We start from the raw sequence: 18532 nt of genomic DNA, 5'->3' as shown, positions 1-18532 counted from the left end.
GCCGCCCGTACGGGGCAGCCTGGGCGGATGACGACACGTGGGCGGCGGGACACGGCCGGCACTTCGCGCCCGGCGGGAGGGGTCGGACGCACCCCGGTGGCGGCCGGGGCGCTCGCGGTGCTGCTCGCCACGGCCGGCTGCACCACCGCCGCCGGGCCCGGCGGGGGCGTGCCGACCGTCACCTCGGCCCCCGCGACGCCGCCCGGCTCCGCCGACAGCCACGGCTGGAGCCCGCAGCGGCTGCGCAGTGCGCTCGGCAAGCACACCGGGATCACCCGCACCGCCAAGCCCACCGTGCTGAACGGTCTGGTCGGCGCCGTCTTCACCCGCAACGCCGACGGCGACCACTTCTGCACCGCCAGCGTGGTCGACAGCGCCGGGCTCAACCTCATCGTCACCGCCGCGCACTGCGTCTGGGACCCGAGGCTCGGTCAGCGCAGCGACCTGGTGTTCGTCCCCGGCTACCGGGACGGCGAGACCCCGAGCGGGGTCTGGCCGCTCCTGGCGGTCACCGTCGACGACGCCTGGAAGGACCACGCCGACCCGGACGTGGACGTCGCCTTCGCGGTCGTCCAGGCCCAGAACGGGCAGCAGGTGCAGCAGGTCCTCGGCGCCAACCGACTCGGCGTCAACCGCGGCTACCAACTGCCGGTGAAGGTCACCGGCTACCCCGGCACCAGCGAGGTCCCGATCACCTGCTCCAACACCACCACCGAGCAGAGCCCCAGCCAGCTGCGGATCGACTGCCCCGACTACACCGGCGGCACCAGCGGCAGCCCCTGGGTGACCGACTTCGACCCGGCCACCCGGACCGGCACCGTGGTCGGCGTGATCGGCGGCTACCAGGAGGGTGGCGAGAACCCCGACACCTCGTACAGCAGCTACTTCGGCGACCGCGTCCAGGCCCTCTACGACCGGGCCACCGGGTGAGGGCCCGGGCGACCGGCGGGCGGCGCCCGGGTAGCCCGCACGGGTGTCGAACGCGCGTCGAACGGTCGGCACTGGCGCCGTCGGGCACGGCCTGGTAGATCTTCCTCACGAACGGCGGAACGCACGGCCCTGGTGCCCGCCCCGAGGAACGAGACGGAGCCCCGATGGCCCCCCGCCCGGTACGGCCCGCGCGCACGGCACGGACGGTCGCCCTGGCGGCCCTGCTGCTCGTCGCGGGCACCGCGTGCGGCGGGCAGGACGGGGCGCCCACCGCCGAGGTCGCGCAGCAGAGCGCCGCGCGCGACCGGATCGGCACGCTCGCCATCCGCACCGCGCAGGGCCCGCGGGCCTGCACCGCCAGCGTCGTGCAGAGCCCCCGGCACAACCTGCTGGTGACCGCCGCGCACTGCGTGCAGAGCCGCCGGATCGGCCTGCTGGACGGCCTGGTGTTCACCCCCGGCTACCGCAACGGGTACTCCCCGTACGGGAGTTGGCCGGTGCAGTCGATCACCGTCGACCCGCGCTGGGCGGCCGGCGACGACCCGGAGTACGACGTGGCCTTCATCACGGTGCGCCCGGTCGACGGCAAGCAGGTGGAGGACGCGGTCGGCGGCAACCCGATCGCCACCGACCAGGGCTTCGGGCTGGCCGTCTCGGTGACCGGCTACCCGAACGAGCAGGACGAGCCGATCACCTGCTCGGTGCAGACCCGGTCGCAGAGCCCGACCCAGGAGCGCTTCGACTGCGGCGGCTACACCGACGGCACCAGCGGCAGCCCGTGGGTCACCTCCGGCGGCACGGTGATCGGCGTGATCGGCGGCTTCCAGGAGGGCGGGGACACCCCCGGCACCTCGTACAGCATCACCTTCGACGGCCGGGTCGCCGACCTCTATCGGCGGGCCACCACCTGAACCCCGCGGGGGGCGGGTGGACGGCCGGACGGGCGGGGGCGGCGGGGTGTGAGACGGGCAACACGAAGGCCCCCCGGTCATCCGAGGGGCCTTCGCTCTGAGCAGTCACCGGGCGGACCCGGTGCAGCTCCCGCATTTGGACTCGAACCAAAAACCTGCCGGTTAACAGCCGGCTGCTCTGCCAATTGAGCTATGCGGGATGGCGGTACTCAACTCCGTACCTGGCACAGGCGAAGGGCCCTCACAGGCCCTCCCCTGAGCTCCCCCAATTGGACTCGAACCAATAACCTGCCGATTAACAGTCGGCTGCTCTGCCAATTGAGCTATGGGGGATCGGCTCCCGCTCCGGCCCCCGGTCTCCCGGGCTCCTCGGCGCTCGCTGCGGGACATACATTAGCGCACTCGGGGGGGTGGTCCGCCAATCGCTTTCCCCGGACGCCCCCGGGGCCCCACCCGGCGCGCCCGGCGCGCGCCCGGCCCGGCGCCCGGGGATGCTGGGGGCGCGGACGGTTCGCCGTCCCGATCGACGGGTAGGGCAATGCGGCAGAAGGCCGCCAGGAGAGGGTGGATCCGATCATGTGGAAGCTGTCGTTGGCCGCCGGGTTCGCGGCCGGCTACGTCCTGGGCTCGCGGGCCGGGCGCCGGCGCTACGAGCAGATCGCCAAGGTCACCCGGCAGATCGCCCAGAGCCCCACCGTGCAGGGGGCGACCGACCGGGCCAAGCAGCAGGCCGGGGCGGTGGCCGGGAAGGCCGCCGGCGCCGTCGCGGACAAGGTCGGGGACCACCTGCCGCACGCCGTCACCGACCGGGTGCCGTACTTCAACCGGAGCCGGGACGAGGACGACGGCTGGGGTACCTTCCGCCCGTGACGGGGCGGTGACACCACCGCGAACGAGGGCCCGTCGGCGGGTTCCGAACAGGCAACGGCTCACCCGGTCCGGACGCGTTCCGGGCCGGGCTGCGGGATGATCTCGACATGGCCATCGTCGCGGGGATAGACAGCTCCACCAGCCGCACCCGGATCGTCGCGTGCGACACCGAGACCGGCGCGGTCCTGCGGTCCGGCAAGGCGCCGCACCCCGTCCCCGAGGACCCGGCCGCCCGGGCCGGCGAGGCCGACCCGCAGCTGTGGCTGCACTCGCTCGGTGACGCCGCCGCCGGCGGTCTGCTGGAGGGCGTCCGGGCGATCGGCGTCAGCGCGCAGCAGCACGGCATGATCGGCCTGGACGCGGGCGGCGTGCTGGTCCGCCCGGCCATCCTGTGGAACGACCCGCGCTCCAGCGGCGCCGCCGCCAAGCTGCTGGACGCGCTCGGCGGCCCGGCCGCCTGGACCGCCGCGATCGGCGCCGTGCCCGCCCCCACGTACACCATCGCCAAGCTGCGCTGGCTGGCCGAGTTCGAGCCCGCCAACGCCCGCCGGGTGGCCGAGGTGCTGCTGCCGCACGACTGGCTGGTCTGGCAGCTGCTCGGCCACCCCAAGCGCCGCACCACCGACCGGGGCGACGCCTCCGGCACCGGCTACTGGTCGCCGATCACCGGCGAGTACCGCCAGGACCTGATCGAGCTGGCACTCGGCCACGAGCTGCGGGTGCCCGACGTCCTCGGGCCCGCCGAACCCGCCGGGCACACCCCCGAGGGCCTGCTGATCTCGGCCGGCACCGGCGACAACATGGCCGCCGCGCTGGGGCTGGGCCTGGGCCCCGGCGACGCGGTGGTCTCGCTCGGCAGCGCCGGGACGATCTTCGCCGTGCACGAGCAGGCCGTGGTGGACGCCAGCGGGCTGGTCTCCTCCTTCGCCGACGCCACCGGCCGCCACCTGCCGATGGTCGCCACCCTGAACGCCGCCCAGGTGCTCCGCTCCACCGCCGCCCTGCTCGGCGTGGACCTGGAGGGCCTGAGCGACCTCGCCCTGCACTCCTCCCCCGGCGCGTACGGGCTGGTGCTGCTGCCCTACCTGGACGGCGAGCGGACGCCCGCCCTGCCGCACGCGGCCGGCACCCTGACCGGGCTGCGGGCCGAGTCGCTGACCCCGCAGCACCTGGCCCGGGCCGCCGTCGAGGGCATGCTCTGCAACCTCGCGGACGCGCTGGACGTGCTGCGCGCCCGGGGCGTCGGGATCAAGCGGGTGTTCCTGCTCGGCGCGGCCGGGCGGCTGCCCGCCGTCCGGCACATCGCCCCGCCGCTGTTCGGCGTCCCCGTGGTGGTGCCGCCGCCGGGCGCGCACGCCGCCCGCGGGGCCGCCCGGCAGGCCGCCTGGGCGCTGGCCGGGACGCCGGAGCCGCCGGTCTGGGAGCTGCCGGACGCCGAGACCTCCGCGCCGGAGGGCGAGCAGGACCTTGCGATCGGTGCGGCGGTGCGTCAGCAGTTCCGGGCCGCCCGCGAACAGATCCACCCGGAGACGGCGGGCTGAGCGGCCGACAAGGGCCGAACGGCCCGGGCGACCGGAACGGCCTGAACGGTGCAGTGCAGATGCGTCACCGGACGGCCGGTGGCAGCGTGTGACGCGACACTGCCACCGGCGGAAAGGCGACAGGAAGCCATGGCACTGCACAAAGGGGCCGGCGACGACCGCCGGCTGAGCATCAGTCCGTTCGTCGGCACGGCCGACCCGCTGGGCCCGATGGAGCTGTCACCGCCGCTGCACCGGCTCGCCGACGGCCCGGTCGCGGCCGACACGGCGTACCAGCTGATCCACGACGAGCTGATGCTGGACGGCAACGCCAAGCTCAACCTGGCGACCTTCGTCACCACCTCGATGGAGGTGCAGGCCACCCGGCTGATGACCGAGTGCCTGGACAAGAACATGATCGACAAGGACGAGTACCCGCAGACCGCCGAACTGGAGCGGCGCTGCGTGGCGATCCTCGCCGACCTCTGGCACGCCCCCGACCCGGACGGGGCGGTCGGCTGCTCCACCACCGGCTCCAGCGAGGCCTGCATGCTGGCCGGCATGGCGCTCAAGCGCCGCTGGATGCGCCGCAACGCCGAGCGCTACGCGGCCGGCGCCCGGCCCAACCTGGTGATGGGCGTCAACGTCCAGGTGTGCTGGGAGAAGTTCTGCACCTTCTGGGAGGTCGACGCCCGCCTCGCGCCGATGGAGGGCGAGCGGTACCACCTCGACGCCGAGCAGGCGGTCGCGCTGTGCGACGAGGACACCATCGGCGTGGTCGGCGTGCTCGGCTCCACCTTCGACGGCTCCTACGAGCCGATCGCGGAGATCTGCGCCGCGCTGGACGAGCTCCAGCAGCGCACCGGCCTCGACGTCCCGGTGCACGTGGACGGCGCCTCCGGCGGCATGGTGGCGCCCTTCCTCGACCCCGAGCTGGTCTGGGACTTCCGGCTGCCCCGGGTCGCCTCGATCAACACCTCCGGGCACAAGTTCGGCCTGGTCTACCCCGGCGTCGGCTGGGCGCTCTGGCGCGACAAGGAGGCCCTGCCGGAGGAACTGGTCTTCCGGGTCAACTACCTCGGCGGCGACATGCCGACCTTCGCGCTCAACTTCTCCCGGCCGGGCGCGGAGGTGATCGCGCAGTACTACGTGTTCCTGCGGCTCGGCCGGGACGGCTTCCGGGCCGTCCAGGGCGCCTGCCGCGAGGTCGCCACCTACCTGTCCGCGGAGATCGAGAAGCTGGGCGGCTTCCGGCTGCTGACCCGTGGTGACGAGCTGCCGGTCTTCGCCGTCACCACCACCGACGACGTGCCGTTCGACGTCTTCGACGTCTCGCGACGGCTGCGCGAGCGCGGCTGGCAGGTGCCCGCGTACACCTTCCCGGAGAACCGGACGGACCTCGCCGTGCTCCGGGTGGTCTGCCGCAACGGCTTCTCCCGCGACCTCGCCGACCTGCTGCTGGGCGACCTCAGCCGGCTGCTGCCCGAGCTGCGGCGCCAGCCCTCCCCGCTGAAGGAGCTCGGGGTGCCGGCCCGGGAGGGCTTCCACCACTGATCCTTCGGGCCTGAAACGTGATCACGGCGGGGAGGGCGCAGTGAAGCGCCCTCCCCGCCGTGTGTCCCGGCGAGCCGGGGCAGCCTCCCCCCGCGAGGCTGCCCCGACCGGTGGGGGAGTCGGGACATGGGTGCCGGGTCACCGCTCGGTGCCCGAACGGTGTCCCGACGAAGCATCCGGGTGGCGAACCACGCCGGCGAGAGAACTGTGCACGACGGGCACATGAATGTTCGAGCGTCCCCGGGGGTTGTGAGACACTCCTGTCCGTCTCAGCGCCATGACCTGGGGTTTGAGACGGCAAGCAGATGAGGTTGGAGAAGCGGAGACACCTGAACGGCCCGGGCTGGCGCCCGTCCGCTATCCCCGGTCCCCCGTTCCGTCTCGCATGTTTGGAAGGCCCCATGGGTTCCGCCTGGAAGAACCTGCCCGAAGAGCTGTCCGAGCCCGCCAGAAGCCTCGCCGAGGAACTCCGGGCCATCAAGGACGCCGCCGGACTCTCGCTGTCCGAGCTGGCCACCCGGACCCACTACAGCCGCGCCTCCTGGGAGCGCTGGCTGAACGGCAAACGGGTCATCACCGAGCAGGCGCTGGACGCGCTGATCGGCGCGGTGGACTGCGACGGCCCGGCGCTGCGGACGCTCTGGGAGCAGGCGGTGGCCGCGCCGGCGCCCGGGACGGACGGCGAGAGCCCCGAGACCCCGGCGGCCGACCCGACCGAGGACGCCACCCGGGCCGAGGCCGAGGAGCCGGTCGACGCCGGAGCGGTCGAGGAGACGATCGAGGCCGGAGCTGACGAGGCGCCCGGCGGGGAGCCGGAGCGGACCGTCCCGTGGTGGCGGCGGCACCCGGCGGCGCTGCTGACCGGTGCGGCCGTGCTGGCCACCCTGCTGGTGCTGGTCGGCGTACGGGCCACCCGGGACCACGCACAGCCCGCGGCCGTCGCCGATCCCGTCCCGACCGCCACCGTGCCGACCGCCACGCCCGCCAAGCCCGCCCCGGCGGCCCCCACCTGCCAGGCCGTCGGCTGCGCGCACAAGGACCCCAAGGCCACCGGCTGCGGCAAGGACGCCCGCACCCTGCAGACCGACGTGGTCGCCAAGGTCGTCGTGTACCTCCGGTACAGCCAGAAGTGCCAGGCCGCCTGGGCGGCGATCACCGAGGGCCAGCCCAACGACTTCGCGACCATCTCCGACAGCGCCGGCAACACCGAGACGGCGATGATCCACTGGGGGTACGACAACTACTCGATGATGCTGAACGCGGCGGACCCGGCGGTCAGCTTCCAGGTCTGCGGCACCCAGCCGGCCGGGCACGCCTGCACCACGTCGGTCTCCGACCTGGCCGGCGTGGTGGCCTCGACCCCGATCCCGATCGGGCCCGCCTCGCCGCCGCCGGGCGCCGGCGCGACGGCCACCGACTCGCCCTCGGCCGCCCCCTCGGCCGCCCCCTCGGCCGTCCCCTCGGCCACCGTCCCGGTCACGTCGTCCGGCTCGCCGTCGGCGACGCCGTCCGCGACGCCGTAGAAGGCTAGTCGAGGTAGCCGCGCAGCTGTTCGGCGTAGGCGTGGTCGCGGAGCTTGACCAGGGTCTTGGACTCGATCTGGCGGATCCGCTCCCGCGTCACGCCGAACACCGCGCCGATCTCCTCCAGCGTGCGCGGACGGCCGTCGTCCAGGCCGTAGCGCAGCTGGACGACCTGGCGTTCCCGCTCGCCCAGGGTGGCCAGCACCGCGTCCAGGTGCTGACGCAGCAGCAGGAAGGTCGCGGACTCGGCCGGTGAGGCGGCGTCGGCGTCCTCGATCAGGTCGCCGAGCGCGACGTCGTCCTCCTCACCGACCGGGGTGTGCAGCGAGATCGGCTCCTGGGCGAGCCGGAGCAGCTCGCTCACCCGCTCCGCGGTGAGCTCCAGGGCGGCGGCGATGTCGGCCGGCGCCGGTTCCAGGCCGCGTTCCTGGAGCAACGCGCGCTGCACCCGGACCACCCGGTTGATCAGCTCCACCACGTGCACCGGCACCCGGATGGTCCGGGCCTGGTCGGCCAGCGCCCGGCTCATCGCCTGCCGGATCCACCAGGTGGCGTAGGTGGAGAACTTGTAGCCGCGGGCGTAGTCGAACTTCTCCACCGCCCGGATCAGGCCCAGGTTGCCCTCCTGGACGAGGTCCAGCAGGGTCAGGCCGCGGCCGACGTAGCGTTTGGCGACCGAGACCACCAGGCGCAGGTTCGCCTCGATCAGTCGGCGCTTGGCGATCCGCCCGAGCACCACCAGGGTGTCCAGCTCGCCGGCCAGCGGGTCGGGCGGCGGGGGGTCGCGGTGCAGCCGCTCCTCGGCGAACAGGCCGGCCTCGACCTGACGGGCCAGCTCCACCTCCTCGGCGGCGTTGAGCAGCCGGATCCGGCCGATCTCGCGCAGGTACTGGCGGAGCAGGTCGGCGGCCGGGCCGGTGCCCTCGGCGCGCTCGGCGCGGCCGTCCTCGGGCTCCTCCTCGGCCTCCGCCTCCCGGTTCTCCGCGGGGTCCGAGGTCTCCTCCGGGTCCGGGTTCTCCTCCGGGTCCGGGTCGAGGCTCTCCGGGTGACCCTCCGGCAGGCCCTGGGCGGGCACCCGGGCGCCGTCCGGGGGCGCCGCCCCGGCCCGGCCGTGGTCGGTCTCCTGCTCCCCGACGGGGTCGGGTCTCGTCGTGCTGGTCGATCCGGCGGTCGGGTTGGACGGAGCGGCAAGGCCTTGGTCCACGGGCATCCCCTCGGGGCGGGCGCGACTCTGGCGGACCCGCGCTGAACGGAGGTGGGACGTCCTCCAGTGTGCGGTACGCCACACTCCGTGGCCGAGACTCGTGCGCCGACTTTCTGCGCGCGGTCGGTCGCGGCCGGCCGGGTGCTACAGCGCGGCCGCGCCGCGGCTGCGCAGCTGCTGGCCGTACTGCTGGAGCTGCCACAGCTCGGTCTGCACGGCGTGCAGCTGCTCGGCCTCGGCGCGCGGGCCGAGGCGCTGGAGGTAGCCGCGGACCTCGGCGATCCGGCGGTCCACGGCCAGCAGGCGCAGCTTGACCAGGAACTCCCCCGCGTAGACCGCGTCCGCCTTGCGGCGCGAGCGGACCGGCTCGACGGTGAGTTCGGTCACCAGCGAGCGCACCCGGTCGTCCGGGGCGGCCTCGCGGACGGCGCTGGTGAAGTCGGGCAGGGTCGCCCCGTACGCGGCGCCGCCGGCCTTGGCCACGGCCTGCCGGACGGCGGTGTACGGCGGGGTGGGGAACTCGTCGTCGCCGTAGTGGTCGAAGGCCGGGCTGACCAGGTCCGGGTGCTGGAGAGCCAGCTTGAGCAGCTCGCGCTCGACGAACTGCGCCGGGTCCCGCGGGTTGAGCCGGAAGACGGGCTGGGCCGGGCGGACCGGCGCGGGCGGCTCGGGGCGCCGCTGGCCGTTGGCCCGCGGGTTCTGCTGGCGCTCGCGGTCCCAGCGGGCCAGCTGGCCGACCCGGCGGACGACGAAGGGCTCGTCGAGGATGCCGAGCATGCCGGCCAGCCGGACGGCGTACTCGTGCTGGATCGAGCGGTCCTTGATCTTGGCGACGATCGGCGCCGCCTCCTCCAGGGCCGCCGACCGCCCCTCGGGGGTGTCCACCCGGTGCCGGGCGACCACCGAGTTCAGGGCGAACTCGAAGAGCGGGACGGGGTGGTCGATCAGCTGCCGGACCGCCTCGTCGCCCTGGGCCAGGCGCAGCTCACAGGGGTCCATGCCGCCCGGGCTGACCGCGATGGAGGTCTTGGCGGCGAACTTCTGGTCGTCCTCGAAGGCGCGCAGGGCGGCCTTCTGGCCGGCGGCGTCGCCGTCGAAGGTGAAGACGGTCTCCCCGCGGTACTGCGAGGTGTCCATCAGCAGCCGACGGATGATCTTGATGTGGTCCTCGGCGAACGCCGTCCCGCAGGTGGCCACCGCCGAGGTGACCCCCGCCAGGTGGCAGGCCATCACGTCGGTGTAGCCCTCGACCACCACCGCCCGGCCCGACTTGGCGATCTCCTTCTTCGCCAGGTCGATCCCGTACAGCACGTGGGACTTCTTGTAGATCGGCGTCTCGGGGGTGTTGAGGTACTTCGGGCCGTTGTCGTCCTCGCGCAGGCGGCGCGCGCCGAAGCCGACCACCTCGCCCGCGATGTCCCGGATCGGCCAGACCAGGCGGCCCCGGAAGCGGTCGATCAGGCCGCCGCGCTGGCCCTGTGAGGCGAGGCCGCCGAGCAGGATCTCCTTGTCGGTGAAGCCCTTGCCGCGCAGGTAGCGCACCAGGTGCTCCCAGCCGGCCGGGGCGTAGCCGACCCCGAAGGTCCGCGCCGCCTCCTCGTCGAAGCCGCGCTCGGCCAGGAAGCGGCGGCCGATCTCGGCCTCCGCCGAGGCCAGTTGCTCCTGGTAGTAGGCCGCGGCCACCTTGTGCGCCTCGACCAGCCGGGTCCGCTCGCCCTGCTGGTGGCGGGGGCTGTAGCCGCCCTCCTCGTAGCGCAGGGTGATGCCGGCCTGGGCGGCCATCCGCTCGACGGCCTCGGCGAAGGTGAAGTGCTCGATCTTCATCAGGAAGGCGATGGTGTCGCCGTTCTCCTGGCAGCCGAAGCAGTGGAAGACGCCCTTGGCGGGGTTCACGTAGAAGGAGGCGGACTTCTCGTCGTGGAAGGGGCAGACCCCCTTGTACTCCCCGCCGCCACCGTTGGTCAGCTGTACGTAGTCGCCGACCACCGCGTCGATCGGCAGTGCGCTGCGCACCGCCTGCACGTCCTCGTCCCTGATCCGCCCGGCCACCCAGGAAGTCTACTGGGAGGAGACGGAAGTCCACCGGGAAGATCACGCCCGGCCTCGGCACCTCACGCCCAGGCGGCGCCGACCAGCTTGGCGTGCAGGGCGAGCGCGGAGGCGTCGGTGAGGGTGGCGATCTGGTCGATCACCGTGCGCAGCGCGGCGCGGTCGTCCTCGGCCTCGCGGTAGAGGGCGGCGAAGACCGGGTCCAGCCCCTCGGGGGCGCGCTGGGCGAGCACGTACGCCAGCTCGGCGATCACGATCCGCTGCCGGGCCCGCAGCTGGGCCTGCTCGTCGCGCTGCATCACGAAGCGGACGGCGACGGCCTTCAGCACCGCGCACTCCAGCCGGACCTCGCGCGGGACGACCAGCTCGGCCGCGTAGCGGGTGAGCCGGCCGGGGCCGTAGCGGGCCCGGGTGGCCTGCTCGGCGGCCAGGCAGAAGCGGCCGATCAGCTGGCTGGTGAGGTCCTTGAGCCCGGCCCGGGCGCGCGCGGTGCCGTCGTACGCGCGGGGCCACCAGTCCTGGGCGAGCAGCCGGTCCAGGGCGGCGGCGAGCTCCTCCGGTTCGGCGTCGACGGCGTAGCGCTCGGCGACCTTGAACAGTTCGGCGCGCTCGCTCGGGGCGCGCAGCGCGGCCGGGTCGATGTGCCCGGCCTGGAGGCCGTCCTCCACGTCGTGGGTGGAGTAGGCGACGTCGTCGGACCAGTCCATGACGGTGGCCTCGAAGCACTTGCGGCCGGCCGGGGAGCCGGCCCGCAGCCAGCGGAAGACCGGCAGGTCGTCGGCGTAGACGCCGTACTTGTGCGAGGCCGGGTCGACGGGGTGGGCGCCGCGGGTCCACGGGTACTTGGTGGCGGCGTCCAGGGCGGCCCGGGTCAGGTTGAGGCCGACGCTGCGGCCGGGCCAGGGAGCGAGCCGAGCGGCGGGCTGCTCGCCCTCCGGGGCGAAGCGCTTGGGTTCGAGCCGGGTGAGGATGCGCAGCGACTGGGCGTTGCCCTCGAAGCCGCCGCAGGCCTCGGCGGCCTGGTCCAGGGCCTCCTCGCCGGTGTGGCCGAACGGCGGGTGGCCGATGTCGTGGGCCAGGCAGCCGGTCTCCACGAGATCCGGGTCACAGCCCAGCGCGGCACCCAACTCCCGCCCGACTTGCGCGCATTCGAGGGAGTGGGTGAGCCGGGTGCGGGGGAAGTCACTGCGCATCGGGGCGACCACCTGGGTGGTGCCGGCCAGCCGGCGCAGCGCGGCGGAGTGCAGGACCCGGGCGCGGTCGCGCTGGAACGCCGTACGGCCGGGGCGCTTGTCCGGTTCGGGGACCCAGCGGGCCTCGGCGGTGTGGTCGTACGGGATCGGGGCGGCGAGGCGGTGCGCGGTGTCATCCATATGCCCCTCACGGTACGCCGCGCCCCTGACACCGGGGGTGAGCCGCGCGCGAAGGGGCGCGCAAGGGGGCGTGAACCCTGTGCAGCGCGCCGGGGATCAGCCCTTGACGGCCTTCAGGACGGCGGCCGCCACCGCCTGCTGGCCCTTGGCGTTGGGGTGGATCGCGGCCAGGCCCGGGGCCGGGAAGGGCGGCTCGACCCAGCGGGCGGCCTCGCCCGCGCACATGTCGTGCCCGGCCGAGGGTGCGGCGGCGTCCACGAAGACCGCGCCGGCGCCCTCGGCGCGCTTCCTGAGCATGCCGTTGAGCTGCTGCTCCTTCTCCACCAGGAAGCCGAGGTCCGGTCCGGCGACCGTGCGGCCCAGCACCGGCAGACAGCTCGCCGGGTCGGCCGGGAGCAGCGCCGGGTAGCCGACCACGTAGACCCGGGCCTGCGGGGAGCGGCGCTTGATCTCCTGGAGGGCCTGGCCGAGCCGTTCGCCGGCGGCCTCCACCTTGTGCTGCACCTGGTCGCCGCCGCCGTCCGCGGCGTAGTGCTCGCGGCAGGGGGCGTCGGCCCGGTCGGAGCCGACCAGGCCCTTCACCGCGTCCACCAGGTTCTCCTTGGCGCACTCGGTGACGACCTCCATGAAGCCCGCGTCGTTGCCGCCGATCCCGACGGTGACCAGCCTGGTGGCCGGGGTGAGCGCGTCCAGCTGGGGCGGGTTGGCGCCGCTGTCGGTCTGCTGGGCGCGGGTGAGGTCCCCGGTGCGGGCGCCGCTGCAACTGACGTCCTGGAACTGCCCGGGGGCCAGCCCGAGCTCCTTCGCCACCAGGGAGGGGTAGTTGACCGCCGAGCGGGCGCAGCCCCGGGGCTCGCCCACCTGCGGGGTGATCTTCAGGCCGGCGGTGTACGAGTCGCCGAGCGCCACGTACGGCCCGGTGGGCGTGGGGGTCGGGGTGGGCGTGGGGGTCGGCGTCGCGGTCCGGCCGGGCTGGCCCTGGGCGGGCAGCGCGCCCGCGAAGCCCCGTTCCTGGCCGCCCGAGCCGCCCCCGCCGCTGCACCCGGCCAGCAGCAGCACCGCCAGCCCGGCCGTCAGGGCGACGGTCGGGCGCGTGGACATCGGCATGGATCCCCCCGGGGGTGGAGTCGCGGGCAGCTCGGTACGGCGGCGGCCCGTCCCCCGGGCACCGCGGGGCCCAACGAACGGCGGCCGCCGGATGACTCCCGGAATTCGATACTCCGGTTACGCCGGAGCCGCGGCCTACTCGGTGCCGCGCTCGTGCTCGGCCAGGAACTGCTCGAAGCGCCGCCCCAGCTCGTCCGCCGAGGGCAGGTCCACCGGCTCGGCCAGCAGGCTCGGCCGGTCCTCCGCGCCCGCGACGGCGTCGTACTGGCCCTCCATGCCGCGGATCGCCGAGCGCAACTCGCCGTCCCCCTGCGCCAGCTGCTCCTCGATGTCGGCGTACACCCGGCCGACCTCCTCGCGCAGCGGGGTGCCGGGCAGCACCAGGCCGGTGGCGGACTGCACCGCCTCCAGCAGCAGCACGGCGGCCGCCGGGTAGGCCGAGCGCGCCACGTAGTGCGGCACGTGCGCCGCGAAGCCCAGCACGTCGTGCCCGGCCTCGGCGAGCCGGTACTCCAACAGCGCCTGCGCACTGCCCGGGACCTGCGCCTGCTCGAACCACTGCGGGTAACCCGCCACCAGGTCGAGCCGGTTGCCGTGCGGGGTCAGGCCGACCGGGCGGGTGTGCGGCACGCCCATCGGGATGCCGTGGAAGTCCACCGAGAGCCGGACCTCGAAGCGCTCGACCAGCTCGCGGACGGCGCGGCCGAAGCGCTCCCACTCGACGTCCGGCTCGGGCCCGGTGAGCAGCAGGAACGGCGAGCCAGCGGCGTCGCGCACCAGCTGGAGCAGGATCTCCGGCGGGTCGTAGGACGTCCAGTGGTCGCGGTCGAAGACCATCGCCGGGCGGCGCGCCCGGTAGTCGACCAGCCGGTCGTGGTCGAAACGGGCCACCACCTGCGGCGAGCCCGTCTCCAGCAGGTGGGCCACCACCTGGCCGCCGGCCTCCCCGGCGTCCATGAAGCCCTCGAAGTGGTGGAGCAGCACGAGGCCGGCACCGGTGTCGCTCAGCTCCACGTTGGCCGCGGCCACGGCGGCCACGCCCTGCTCGTCCAGCTCGTACAGCGCCTGGAAGTCACGCACCGCGCACCCAACCCCGTTCTCTACTCGTCCCGACGTACCGGCTTCTCGTCCTCTCCAGCGTGCCGGGCGCCGCCGGAATTCCCGCCCGCGCCGGACGACGTCCCCGCGGGCCGTGACCCACCACCGCGCACCATGATCGCATCCGAAGGAAAAGCCCCTGGTCACGGGTGTTCGAAAGCCCGCTCCGGGGTGCCCCGGAGCGGGCCGCGCGGCCATTCGCGTGCCGCGAAGTGACGCACCGCCTTCTGGCGGGTATCGTCCTCTCGCTGCCTCGCATCGTCGCGTCGTCGTCACGTCGTCCCGTAACGCCGTCGACCACGTCCCGGCCCGGTGCTCGGCCAGCCACCCACGACGCTTCTTGCCTTCACCTGGCCGCCTGCTTCCCTTCGCGCTCTCGTTCCCTTCTCGGCCATTTCGCGGACGCACACTGTCCCCTCGCTCATCCCGCCGGACCGGTCCGTGGACCCGTGTCCGTTCCGGCACCGCGCCGCCCGTTCCGGGCCGCCGCCCCCGCCCCGCCCGACCGGACCTCCGGCGTGCACGGGTACCGGTGGGCGGACTCCGGACCGGGGCGAACAGTCCGACGCAGCCCGTGCCGCACCCCGGCCCGGGAGGCACCCTCCGACCGATGAAGGACCGAAGGTTCCGTGCCCGTACCTGTCATCCTCACCGGCCGCACCGTGCGGCTGGAGCCCCTCGCCGCGCACCATGCCGAGGCCATCGCCGAGGCCGGCGCCGAGGACCGTACGACCTACGCCTTCACCCCCGTCCCGCACGGCCTGGAAGCGGCCCGCGACTACATCGCGCGCGCCCTCGCCGACCAGGCCGCGGGCCGTTCGCTGCCGTTCGCGACGGTGAACGTCGCCGACGGCCGGGTGGTGGGTTCCACCCGCTTCCTGGAACTCGACTACTGGCAGGGCCCGATGGTGTGGCCGCCGGTGCCCGGCGTGCCGTTCGGCGATCCGGCCACGGCCGTCCCGGACGCCGCCGAGATCGGCAACTCCTGGCTCTCCCCGCGTGCCCAGGGCACCGGCATCAACACCGAGGCGAAGCTGCTGATGCTGCGCCACGCCTTCGAGACCTGGGGCGTGCAGCGGATCTCGATGCGCGCCGACGCCCGCAACCAGCGCTCGCGGGCCGCGATCGAGCGGCTCGGAGCCACCTCCGAGGGCGTCCGCCGGGCCCACTCGCGCGGGCTGGACGGGGTGGTGCGGTCCACCGCGTTCTACTCGATCCTCGACACCGAGTGGCCGGCCGTCCGGGACATCATCGAGCTGCGGATCGCCGCCGCCACCTCGCCCAGCGCACCGGACCCGGAGATCAACAAGGAGTGCCTTAGACACGGCGGCACTGGCTCCGGGCACCTGATCACGGCCTGGACGGCCTGACCGGCCCGAACGACCCCCGCGGCCGAGCGGCTACCCCCGGTAGCCCTCGGCCGCCAGCCGCAGGACAGCCGCCAGCGACTCCCCGTCGCCCGCACCGGTGAAGCGGCCGGGGTGCCACTCGACGAGGGCCGACACCGGCCGCCAGCCACCCCTGACCCGGACCACCCGGACCTCCCAGATCGTGCAGCCGGTCCAGCTGCGGCGCAGGTGCAGCACGCCCTCGGCGGTGTGCGAGATCCATCTCCGGTCCATCCCACCCGGACGCAGCCCGGCCCTGATCCGCCGCCACTGCTCGTCGGTCCAGACGAGGTCCGGCACCGGGCACGGGCGCGGCAGCAGCATCGGCTCCGCGGGGTCGGGGACGGCGGCGACGGCGCCGGGCTCCGGGAACGCCCAGGCGGGCAGCGGTTCGCGGGCGGCCACCCAGTCGGCCGGGATGCCCGCCGTACCGGTGTGCGCGGCGACCACGCCGCCGGTGATCGCGGCGACGGTGTCCATGTCGCCGCCGGGCGCGACCGCGTCCCAGACCGCGGCCGGGTAGTCGGTGAGCCGGCGGGCGGCGCACCAGAGCGCGTACGGGACGGTGTCGGCGGCCGTCGTCCGGCTGCCGTTGCCGAGCACCCGGGCGACGACGCCCAGGTCCGGCTCGTCCAGCAGGGCGATCGCCTCGGTCAGGCCGGCGTGGACGGCGCCGCGCGGGGTGAGTGCGGCCACCGCGGCCAGGAAGCCGCGCGGCGTGGTCGGCTCGGTCCGGGCGCGGACCGCGTACGCCGCCGCCACCGCGACCGCGATCGCGCCGTCCACGGCCTGCGGGTGGGTGTGCGTGACCACGGCGGTGTCGGCGGCAGGCCGCACCACGGCGGCCGGATCCGCCGCGTACGCCGCGCCCAGCGGGGCCACCCGCATCGCGGCGCCGTTGCCGTAGGAGCCCTGGCCGTCGAAGAGTTCGGCCGCCAGCCGCCGCGCGTCGCCGCCCTCGCGGATCAGCCGCAGCAGGCGGTTGGCGGCCGGGCCGTAGCCGCGGTCGAAGTCGTGGCGCACGGCGAAGGCGTGGGTGAGGTCGAAGGTGTCGATCGTGCCGCGTTCGGTGTGCGCGGCGTACACCGAGCAGGCCATCTCGGTGTCGTCCGTCCACGGCCAGGGGCCGGGCGGGGCGGTACGGGCGGCGAGGTGGGCACGGGCGGTCTCGGGGACGAAGAGCTGTGCGCCGAGGGCGTCGCCGACGGAGAGGCCGACGAGCGCGTCGAGCGCCGGGCCGGCCTGGGGAGTCGTCACCTGTGGAGTTGTCATATGGCTCCAGCTGAGCGGACCCTGCGGCCCGGCGTCAACATGTTTGCGGCGACTCCCCCGACGAGGGATGTTTCGCATACCTCCGATCCGGGCGGGAAGCACCCTGGGCATGACCCGTGCGAACCCGCTCGACCCCCTGCGGCTGCTCGGCGCCGACCAGCAGCACATCGTCACCCGCGCCCAGCTGCGCCGGCTCGGCGTGCCCTCCGGCACGATCGCGCACCGGCTGCGGCCCGGCGGGCCCTGGCAACAGGTGCTGCCGCGGGTGATCTGCCTGCAGTCCGGCCGGCTGACGGCCCACCAGCGGCTGCGCGCGGCCCTGGCGTACGCGGGGCCCAAGGGCCGGGCGCCGGAGGGTGGCGAGGTACTGCTGACCGGGATCGCGGTGCTGGCCGACGCCGGGCTGCCGAGCGCCGACCACCCGGCCGACCTCGGCCCGGTGGACGTGCTGATCCCGGGCCAACGCCGGGTGGGCGACCGGGAGTTCGTCCGGATCCACCGGGCCGCCGGGCCGATGCCGGCCGGCTTCGAACGGGACGACGGGCTGTGGAGCACCACCGTGGCGCGGGCGCTGGCCGACCTCGCGCCGCGGGAGACCGGGCAGCGGCGGTTCCGGGCGCTGTGCGCGGAGGCGGTGCAGCGGCGGCACTGCGAACTCGGCGAGTTGCTCGACCAGTTGCTGACCCGGCCGGGCGCGCTCGGGCTGCCGCAGGTGGCCCGGGTGGTCGAGGACCTGACCGCCGGGGTGCGCTCGGTGGTCGAGGGCGAGGCCCGCCAACTGCTGGCGCACGCGGGCCTGCCCGAACCGCTCTGGAACCCGGTGCTGTTCCTCAACGGCCGCTTCCTCGCCGTCCCGGACGCCTACTGGCCGCATGCCTGCGTGGCCCTGGAGATCGACTCCCGCGCCTGGCACCTGCGCCCGGCCGACCACGAACGCGGCCTGGCCCGTGCCAACCGGCTCACCGCCGCCGGCCTGCCGGTGGTCCGCACCACCCCGGTCCAGCTGCGCCGCGACCCGGCCCCGGTGCTGCACGAGCTGACCGGCCTGCTCACCACCGGCCCGCACGGCCCGCACGCCCGGATCAGCTGGCGCCGGGCCCGGTGAGAGTGCCGTCAGCAGCGCGGGTCGATCTCCTGGAAGGTGGTGTAGTGGTCGGGGGACCAGTACTGCTCGCCGGCGGTGCCGGTGACGACTCGGCGGGTACCGCGGTCGTTGGAGCCCGGGGTGACCACGGTGAACTCGTGGTAGTAGCCGTCGGCCTTCTTCGGGAGCCGGCTCTCGCGGTTCTCGAAGACGATGCCGTCGCGGTTGTACGGGTACGGGCCGCCCTTGGCGATCAGGCCGAGGGTGTCCTGGGCCTGGCTGGGGAGTTTGGTGCGGCAGACGTCGGCCAGTGCGGGGTCGGCGGGCACCCAGGTGCCGGCCGGGGCGGGCGGGGTCGACCGGGGGGCGGAGGGTTTGGGGGCCGCGCCGGTCGCGGTGGCGGTCGCGCCGGTCGTGGCGGTCGCGGCGGCCTTGGGCTTGCTGCTCCCCTTGTTGTTCGTGAGGAGGTAGCCGACCCCGGCCAGGAGTGCCACGACCGTCAGGATCAGGACGGCCACGACGAGCGGGCTCTTGCGTCTGGTCATGCGCCCCAGCTTGGCAGGCCGCCGGGCCGGGTCCGGCCAGGGCCGCACGTGACCGCCGCCACGAAGACGTACGGCCGGGCGGGAACGGACGCCGTTGTCCGTTC

General features: G+C 74.5%; 15 protein-coding genes and 2 tRNA genes. 8 read left to right on the top strand and 9 right to left on the bottom strand.

All coding sequences use genetic code 11. The features are described from left to right. The first annotated feature begins 27 nt into the window (after nucleotides 1-27). Both ABTY15_RS19770 and ABTY15_RS19765 read left to right on the top strand, forming a co-directional pair. Nucleotides 28-930: a trypsin-like serine peptidase gene (locus ABTY15_RS19770; protein ID WP_350592840.1), complete on the top strand. Its 903-nt coding sequence runs from the start codon at nucleotides 28-30 to the stop codon at nucleotides 928-930. A 164-nt stretch (nucleotides 931-1094) separates the two neighbouring features. Further along, the gene (locus ABTY15_RS19765) at nucleotides 1095-1841 is read left to right on the top strand and encodes a trypsin-like serine peptidase (protein ID WP_350592836.1); all 747 of its coding nucleotides are present in this window, start codon (nucleotides 1095-1097) and stop codon (nucleotides 1839-1841) included. Between the two features lie 127 nt (nucleotides 1842-1968). Here the strand turns inward: ABTY15_RS19765 and ABTY15_RS19760 are convergent. Then, a tRNA-Asn gene (locus tag ABTY15_RS19760) sits at nucleotides 1969-2041 on the bottom strand. Nucleotides 2042-2101: 60 nt separating this feature from the next. Beyond that, nucleotides 2102-2174: transfer RNA gene (locus ABTY15_RS19755), tRNA-Asn, on the bottom strand. A gap of 231 nt (nucleotides 2175-2405) precedes the next feature. Here ABTY15_RS19755 and ABTY15_RS19750 point away from each other — a divergent pair. From ABTY15_RS19750 to ABTY15_RS19735, 4 genes are all read left to right on the top strand, one after another. Then, nucleotides 2406-2711, top strand: coding sequence for a hypothetical protein (locus ABTY15_RS19750; protein WP_350592831.1), 306 nt, complete (start codon nucleotides 2406-2408; stop codon nucleotides 2709-2711). Between the two features lie 107 nt (nucleotides 2712-2818). Beyond that, on the top strand, nucleotides 2819-4252 hold the full coding sequence (locus tag ABTY15_RS19745; protein ID WP_350592829.1) for an FGGY family carbohydrate kinase: 1434 nt from the start codon (nucleotides 2819-2821) through the stop codon (nucleotides 4250-4252). 129 nt (nucleotides 4253-4381) lie between these two features. Next, on the top strand, nucleotides 4382-5785 hold the full coding sequence (gene gad, locus ABTY15_RS19740) for a glutamate decarboxylase (protein WP_350592824.1): 1404 nt from the start codon (nucleotides 4382-4384) through the stop codon (nucleotides 5783-5785). Between the two features lie 401 nt (nucleotides 5786-6186). Then, nucleotides 6187-7308 carry a DUF2690 domain-containing protein gene (locus ABTY15_RS19735; RefSeq protein ID WP_350592818.1) on the top strand — a complete coding sequence of 374 codons (1122 nt, stop codon included), beginning with the start codon at nucleotides 6187-6189 and terminating at the stop codon, nucleotides 7306-7308. A 4-nt stretch (nucleotides 7309-7312) separates the two neighbouring features. On the opposite strand, the gene ABTY15_RS19730 is transcribed toward ABTY15_RS19735, so the two are convergent. From ABTY15_RS19730 to ABTY15_RS19710, 5 genes are all read right to left on the bottom strand, one after another. Next, nucleotides 7313-8518 (bottom strand): RNA polymerase sigma factor, encoded by a 1206-nt coding sequence (locus tag ABTY15_RS19730; RefSeq protein WP_502893542.1) that lies wholly within the window; start codon nucleotides 8516-8518, stop codon nucleotides 7313-7315. A gap of 138 nt (nucleotides 8519-8656) precedes the next feature. Continuing rightward, complete coding sequence (dnaG, locus tag ABTY15_RS19725) at nucleotides 8657-10561, bottom strand: DNA primase (protein ID WP_350592808.1); 1905 nt, start codon at nucleotides 10559-10561, stop codon at nucleotides 8657-8659. 62 nt (nucleotides 10562-10623) lie between these two features. Beyond that, complete coding sequence (locus tag ABTY15_RS19720; RefSeq protein ID WP_350592801.1) at nucleotides 10624-11934, bottom strand: deoxyguanosinetriphosphate triphosphohydrolase; 1311 nt, start codon at nucleotides 11932-11934, stop codon at nucleotides 10624-10626. Nucleotides 11935-12030: 96 nt separating this feature from the next. Further along, nucleotides 12031-13035 carry an SGNH/GDSL hydrolase family protein gene (locus ABTY15_RS19715; RefSeq protein ID WP_350592795.1) on the bottom strand — a complete coding sequence of 335 codons (1005 nt, stop codon included), beginning with the start codon at nucleotides 13033-13035 and terminating at the stop codon, nucleotides 12031-12033. A gap of 141 nt (nucleotides 13036-13176) precedes the next feature. After that, a complete protein-coding gene (locus ABTY15_RS19710) occupies nucleotides 13177-14121 on the bottom strand; it encodes a PAC2 family protein (RefSeq protein WP_350592786.1) in 945 nt (314 codons plus the stop codon). A 647-nt stretch (nucleotides 14122-14768) separates the two neighbouring features. Between ABTY15_RS19710 and ABTY15_RS19705 the strand changes: the two genes are divergently transcribed. After that, on the top strand, nucleotides 14769-15509 hold the full coding sequence (locus ABTY15_RS19705) for a GNAT family N-acetyltransferase (RefSeq protein WP_350592778.1): 741 nt from the start codon (nucleotides 14769-14771) through the stop codon (nucleotides 15507-15509). A gap of 30 nt (nucleotides 15510-15539) precedes the next feature. Here ABTY15_RS19705 and ABTY15_RS19700 read toward each other — a convergent pair whose 3' ends face one another. After that, a complete protein-coding gene (locus tag ABTY15_RS19700; RefSeq protein ID WP_350592770.1) occupies nucleotides 15540-16784 on the bottom strand; it encodes an ADP-ribosylglycohydrolase family protein in 1245 nt (414 codons plus the stop codon). Between the two features lie 124 nt (nucleotides 16785-16908). On the opposite strand from ABTY15_RS19700, the gene ABTY15_RS19695 reads away from it, so the two are divergent. Beyond that, on the top strand, nucleotides 16909-17904 hold the full coding sequence (locus ABTY15_RS19695; protein ID WP_350592764.1) for a putative endonuclease domain-containing protein: 996 nt from the start codon (nucleotides 16909-16911) through the stop codon (nucleotides 17902-17904). Between the two features lie 8 nt (nucleotides 17905-17912). Here ABTY15_RS19695 and ABTY15_RS19690 read toward each other — a convergent pair whose 3' ends face one another. Then, the gene (locus tag ABTY15_RS19690) at nucleotides 17913-18428 is read right to left on the bottom strand and encodes a ribonuclease (RefSeq protein WP_350592757.1); all 516 of its coding nucleotides are present in this window, start codon (nucleotides 18426-18428) and stop codon (nucleotides 17913-17915) included. Nucleotides 18429-18532: the final 104 nt, after the last annotated feature.

It is taken from the genome of Kitasatospora sp. NPDC097643 (assembly GCF_040302625.1).
GTDB lineage: Bacteria > Actinomycetota > Actinomycetes > Streptomycetales > Streptomycetaceae > Kitasatospora.
This window is presented reverse-complemented; position numbering and strand designations above follow the sequence as displayed.